This window comes from Mycoplasma sp. 5370, from assembly GCF_054343435.1.
On sequence record NZ_JBTGVF010000036.1, the window covers coordinates 1 to 6427 of the forward strand.

Annotated in this window: 6 protein-coding genes and 1 tRNA gene; 6 read left to right on the forward strand and 1 reads right to left on the reverse strand. The window is 24.2% G+C overall.

Annotation, left to right across the window (positions count from 1 at the left end):
- Positions 1 to 182 precede the first annotated feature (182 nt).
- The 6 genes from ACXX88_RS03880 (at position 183) to ACXX88_RS03905 (ending at position 6236) form a co-directional block, all read left to right on the forward strand.
- The gene (locus tag ACXX88_RS03880; protein WP_458559639.1) at positions 183 to 1541 is read left to right on the forward strand and encodes an ATP-binding cassette domain-containing protein; all 1359 of its coding nucleotides are present in this window, start codon (positions 183 to 185) and stop codon (positions 1539 to 1541) included.
- A gap of 110 nt (positions 1542 to 1651) precedes the next feature.
- Complete coding sequence (locus ACXX88_RS03885) at positions 1652 to 2323, forward strand: hypothetical protein (RefSeq protein ID WP_458559640.1); 672 nt, start codon at positions 1652 to 1654, stop codon at positions 2321 to 2323.
- Positions 2324 to 2370: 47 nt separating this feature from the next.
- Positions 2371 to 2502 carry a S26 family signal peptidase gene (locus ACXX88_RS03890; RefSeq protein ID WP_436358991.1) on the forward strand — a complete coding sequence of 44 codons (132 nt, stop codon included), beginning with the start codon at positions 2371 to 2373 and terminating at the stop codon, positions 2500 to 2502.
- Between the two features lie 119 nt (positions 2503 to 2621).
- On the forward strand, positions 2622 to 3221 hold the full coding sequence (locus ACXX88_RS03895) for a hypothetical protein (protein ID WP_458559641.1): 600 nt from the start codon (positions 2622 to 2624) through the stop codon (positions 3219 to 3221).
- A 113-nt stretch (positions 3222 to 3334) separates the two neighbouring features.
- Positions 3335 to 3997 (forward strand): hypothetical protein, encoded by a 663-nt coding sequence (locus tag ACXX88_RS03900; protein WP_436358987.1) that lies wholly within the window; start codon positions 3335 to 3337, stop codon positions 3995 to 3997.
- Between the two features lie 115 nt (positions 3998 to 4112).
- Positions 4113 to 6236: an ATP-dependent Clp protease ATP-binding subunit gene (locus ACXX88_RS03905; RefSeq protein WP_458559642.1), complete on the forward strand. Its 2124-nt coding sequence runs from the start codon at positions 4113 to 4115 to the stop codon at positions 6234 to 6236.
- Between the two features lie 5 nt (positions 6237 to 6241).
- Here ACXX88_RS03905 and ACXX88_RS03910 read toward each other — a convergent pair.
- Positions 6242 to 6316, reverse strand: a tRNA-Trp gene (locus ACXX88_RS03910).
- Positions 6317 to 6427: the final 111 nt, after the last annotated feature.

A 6427-nucleotide genomic window follows, 5' to 3' on the forward strand; every position in this document is an offset into this window, starting at 1 on the left:
TAGATGAATTAAACAATAAAATTAACTAAGTATAGAAATTTAGTAAAAATTTAGGGTTAAAATTTTTAACACTATTTTTGTCTATAAATCAAGATTTTTTTAAACCTTATAATAATATTTATAAATAGAAAAAGGTCTTGAAAAAAGATCTTTTATTTTATTATTTTTATTAGGAGGAGAAAATGATTAAAATTTCAAATTTAAAAAAGTCTTTTAAAAACAAAAGAGTTTTAGATATAAAGGAACTAAATATAGAAAATAAACAAATTTTCTGTATTTTAGGTAAATCAGGAAGTGGTAAAAGTACTTTTTTAAACATAATTAGTAACTTAATCAATCCTGATTTTGGAACTATTACCTTTGAGAAAGAAAACCCAAAAATTGAATTTGTTTTTCAAGATTTTAACTTAATTGAAGATTTAAACGCTTTTCAAAATATAAAAATTTCTTTAAATGTTAATTCTGAAACTATTGATGAAAAAGAAATTATTGAGCTAGCAAAAGATTTAGAGTTAGATGAAACACTTTTAAAGAAAAAGGTTAAACTATTATCTGAAGGAGAAAGACAAAGAGTAACTATTCTTCGGTCTCTAGTAAGAGATTTTGATATTTTGCTTGCAGATGAACCAACAAGCAACTTAGATGAAGAAAATTCCCATAAAATTTTTGATATATTTAATAAAATATCACAAAATAAACTTGTTATTGTTGTTTCTCACGATATTGATCTAGTTAAAAAATATGCTGATAGCTATTATGACTTAAATGCAAAGGAATTTAAAAAGAATGAAGAGAAAACACCTACTCCAAAAGAAGAAATTTTTAATCACAAAATAAGTAAAAAAAGAAATAAATTCTATAAATTATTACCTGCTCCTTATTTAAGTTTAATTGACATAACTAAAAAGAAATACTCTTTCTTTATTTCTTTTATTATTATGTTAATAGCGATTTTAATAGTCCCTATTTTTATGCTATTTTCAAGCAATAATTTAGCTCTTAAAAATGAAAATACAAGATTTTCAGATTTTGATAAAGCGTTTATAACAAAACAAATTAATCAATCTTATGAACTTAATCCTGGAGAAAAAGAAAAAATAAAGCAACTAGAATCAATTAATTATAGTTTAGATACATATGATAATTATGTAGTAAAACTTGTAATTAACAACGAAAAAGAAATATTAAAATTTCAAACTATTGAAAATGACAACTTTTTTAAAGATAGGTTGAAGTATTTAAATATAGAAGGAAATTTTCCAGAAAATGAAAATGAATTTATAATTTCAGAAGAAATTGCAAAAAAATATAATTTAAAAATCAATGATAAGGTTAACGTAAATTTTGGCAATTTACAAAAGGAATTAACTATTAGTGCAATTAATAATTCTTTAAATTTTGAAAACAAAAACTTAAATTTCTTTTCTTCAAAAACCCTTTCTTCCTTTATTAAAACAAATGAAAATTATTTTTTTAAAGGTTTTTCACTAAGAAAAACTAATCAAATAACTAAATATAATGTGCTAATGAAAATGAAATAAATATCAAGTCCTATTCTGTTATAAATGATACTGACCAAATAATTGAAGGTCAAAAAGCTAAATCATATGAAGAAATTAATTTAAGTAAAGAAATTAAAGAAAAATATGACGTGCAACTTAATTCGTTTTTAGAATTAAATACAGGATATAATGATTTTTTAGTTAAAGTTGTTGGTTTTTTTGAAAGCACTAATCCTGAACTCAAAACAACAGATAGTAACTTTAAATATTTTGCATCAGAATATCAACCAACTTTTACAATTTTTACAAAACCCAACTACGATACTAATCTTTTAAAAGAAGAATTAAAAGAAATTAATCCTTATTTAAAATTAACAACAAATAATTCCCAAGTTTATAAACAATTAGCAGTTGGTAATAATTTCATTGCCTACTTATTATTACTTTTAGTTATTGTTGTTTCTGCAATTAGTTTTATTACAATTATTCTTTTTTCTAAATTTTTAACAGATTCTAAAAATAGAGTAATTGGAATTCTAAAACTTTTAAAAACAAAAGTTTTAAATATATTTTTATACCATTCCTTTTCTTATCTTATTTTAAGTTTATCGGTTTTAATATTTTTAATTCCTTCATTTTTTGCTTCATTTTATCTTGTTATAAATATAAGTCCTGGATTTAAACTTTTAGAGATAAACTATTCATATTTTTTAAGTATTAGTTTACTTGTTTGATTAATAATAAGTGTTGGTTATTATTTATTTTATTTATTAATCTCATTTTTAACATACAAAAAAAGGGCAATTAATCTTTTAAGATAAAATATTTTCTAAAAAGAAACTATTTTGATAATAAAAACAAAATACAAATGCATAATTTAGAAATTCACCTAAAAGAAAATCAATATTTTGTTTTAGGTAAAAATGTTCTTTCATCCATAGATAGCAAAAATTTTGGTTATGTTTTGTATTCTCAAATTATTGCTAAAGTTATTTCATAAAATTAAAAGTTTAAGAAAGCAGGATAAAAATGCCTGTTTTCTTATTTTTTTATCAAAAACTTGCTTTTTTTTTTTTTTTTGTAAAATGAAACTAATAAAAATAAAAAGAAAAGGAAAATATGAAAAAAATTAAATTTTTATCTTTAAGTACACTAACTGTTTTACCAGTTTCTGCTCTATTTATTGTTTCTTGCCAACAAACTAAAACTGAATCAGGAAATCAAACTAACCAACCAACTAATCCTGCTCCTGCTTCACCAGCACCTCTAAATACTGATCCAAATCCTGTAACACCAAAATCAACTACTCCTTCTGATTCTAATCCTAAAGATGATGAAGATGACAAAGATTATGAAAATCAAATTAGTGATGAACATTTTGACAATAATGAAAATGATTCTGATTACTCTAAAGTAAAAGCATACAAAGAAAACGAAGTATCTAAAAAGAAAGCAATTTTTAAAAAAATTCTCGTTCCTTTTTATAAATGACAAGGAAATTCAGAAGAAGAAGCAAATAAAAAGGCAACTGAATTTATAAATAAAAGTACAAATCCAAAAGAATTAAAAGTTTTATGATACAAATTCATTCGTTCTCAACAAGTTAGAAATTTTGTTAAAACAGCAATTAAACAACGTTCCATTAGACAAATTGGAAAACTTTTAGCAAAAGAGATTTTCTATTCACTTAAAGAAGTTATAAAAAGAAAGAAACACTAAAAATATTAAAAATAAGGAAAATTCTAAAGGGATTTTTCTTTTTTTGCCAAAAACTTGCTTTTTTTTTTTTTTTTGTAAAATGGTATTATCATAAACTTAAAAAAGGAAAATATATGAAAAAAGCAAAAATTTTAACATTAAGTACACTAACTGTTTTACCAGTTTCTGCTTTATTTATTGTTTCTTGCCAACAAGCTAAAAGTGATAATAATTCAGAAACCAAACAACCTGCAACCCCAGAACAACCTGTTCCTACAACCCCTACAACTCCTACAACCCCTTCAAATGAAAATCCAAGTGAACCAGGTTCAAACATTCAAACAACCCCTGTAAATAACAATCCAGAAAACCCTGCTCCTGCAAATCCTTCAAAAACAACAAGTTCAAACGAAGAAACAGAAGAACAACCTTCTGATAGCGAATTTGAAGGAAATGAAAATGATTTTGATTATTCTAAAGTAAAAGATATAAAAGCTAATGAACTTTCAAAACAAAAAGAAATTTATAAAAAAGTTCTTGTCTTTTTCTATAAATCACAAGGGGATAATGAAGCAGAAGCACAAAGAAAAGCAAATGAATTTGTTAATGTAACTTCAGATAAAACTAAAGAATTAAAATTAAAATGATATAAATTCATTCGTTCCAAAGAAGTTAGATCTTTTGCTAAAACACTAGCAAAAACTGCTGCTAAGTCCGCAGGAAAAGAAATTGGTAAAATTATTGCAAAAGAACTTATAAAATCAATTAAAGAAATTTCTAGAAAGAAAAGACATTAATTTGAAGTTATTAATAACTTCATTTTTTTATTTCAAAAAATTTGGCACTCTTTTTATTAGACTGCCAAAAAATGTGCTATAATTTGTTTAGAAAAAAATAAAAAGGAGTGATAATATGAATTTTGAATATAAAGAAAACAAAAGCCCTTTAAAAGAATTTGGGAAAAACTTAACTGATTTGGCACTAAAAAATAAATTAGATCCAGTAATTGGAAGAGATGAAGAAATCAGAAGAATAATAACAATTCTTTCAAGAAAAACAAAAAATAATCCCGTTCTTGTTGGAGAACCAGGAGTAGGGAAAACAGCTATTGTTGAAGGTTTGGCAAGACAAATTGTTGAAGGTAATGTACCTGAAAGTTTAAAAAATAAGGAAGTATGAGAAATAGATTTAGCTTCTATAATTGCTGGTGCTTCTTACCAAGGTCAATTTGAAGATAGATTAAAAAAACTAATTAAAGAAATTGAAGATTCTAACGGTGAAATTATTGTTTTTATAGATGAAATTCATCTTTTAATTGGAACAGGAAGAAATGGTAATAACGCTATGGATGCTGCTAACATTATTAAACCAATTATGGCAAGAGGTGGAATAAAATTAATTGGTGCAACCACTCTTGAAGAATATAAAATTTATATCGAAAAGGATGCAGCACTTGAAAGAAGAATGCAAAAAATAGATGTAAGTGAACCTTCAATTGAAAGCACTATAACAATTTTAAGAGGAATTAAAAATAGAATGGAAAATTTCCATCAAATTAAAATTTCCGATGAGTCATTAGTAGCTGCTGCAAATCTTTCTTCAAGATATATTAGTGATAGATTTCTACCAGATAAAGCAATTGACTTAGTAGATGAAGCTAGTGCTACTTTAAAAGTAGAAACTAATTATCAACCTGAAATAATTGAAAAATTAAAACAAGAATTTGCAAAATTGAATATGGAAAAAATTTCTTTAAAAGGTTCAAAAAATGACGAAAACAAAGAAAAAATACAGGAATTAGACGAAAAAATAAAAGATTTAGAATTAGAAATAAAATCAAAAGAAAAAATCTTTAATGAAGAAAAAAACCAAACTTCTAAAATTGCTGAATTAAAAAATTATCTTGATGATTTAAAAAATAATTTTAAAATTTTTCAAAATGAAGGGAAATTTAAAGAAGCATCTGAAATTATCTATAATAAAATTCCAGCAGTGGAAAATCAAATTAAAGAAATAGAAACAAAAATAGAAAATAGCACTAATTCCTTTATAAAAGACGAAGTAACAGCTGAAGATGTTGCAAAAATTGTTTCAAAATGAACTAAAATTCCTGTTGCTAAATTAATTGAAGAAGATAAAGTTAAAGTATTAAATTTAAAAACTGATTTAAAAAATATAATCAAAGGACAAGACGAAGCAATTGAATTAGTTAATGCAGCTATTTTAAGATCAAAAGCAAATATAAATGATCCAGATAAACCAATAGGTTCCTTTATTTTCGTAGGTTCAACTGGAGTTGGAAAAACAGAACTTGCAAGAGCTTTAGCCCTTCTTTTATTTAACTCAGAAAAACAAATGATTAGATTAGATATGTCTGAATATATGGAAAAACACTCTGTATCTAAATTAATTGGTTCTCCTCCAGGTTATATTGGTTATGAAACAGGAGGACAACTAACTGAAAAAATTAGACAAAATCCTTATTCTATAATTTTATTTGATGAAATAGAAAAAGCACATCCTGATGTTATTAATATATTATTACAAATTTTGGACCATGGAACTTTAACAGACTCTAAAGGAAGAAAGGTTAATTTTAAAAATACTATCATTATTATGACAAGCAATATTGCAGCTCTTGAAATTCTAGATAATCCTAAAATTTCAATGGAAACAATTAAAGAAAAATTACTTGAGCATTTTAAGCCAGAATTCTTAAATAGAATTGATGAAATTATTAAATTTAATCCTTTATCAAAAGATGTTCTTAAAAATATTGCTAAACTTGAATTAGATAAATTATTAACTAGAATTAGAGAAAATACAGGATTTTCTATTGTTTATGAAAATGAATTATTAAATTACATTGTTAATAATACAGATGTGTTAAACTTTGGTGCTCGCCCTATTAAATTATTTATTAAAAGAAATATAGAAACATTAATTGCAAATAGTATTATTAATAAAGATATTTCAAAAGAAAATATAAATATTTTAAGTGTTACTAAAAACTCTATTACTTGAAAAAAGGAATAAAAAAATGGCAGAGGTGACAGGACTCGAACCCATAACACACGGGGTTGAAGCCCGTTGTTCTACCATTGAACTACACCTCTACTAACAAAATATATTGTAGCATATTTTCCTTTTTTTGAAAATAAAAAATAAAATAACTTTAAACAGGGACATAAATTTGGGACACCAAATTTATGTTTTTATTTAAGGAG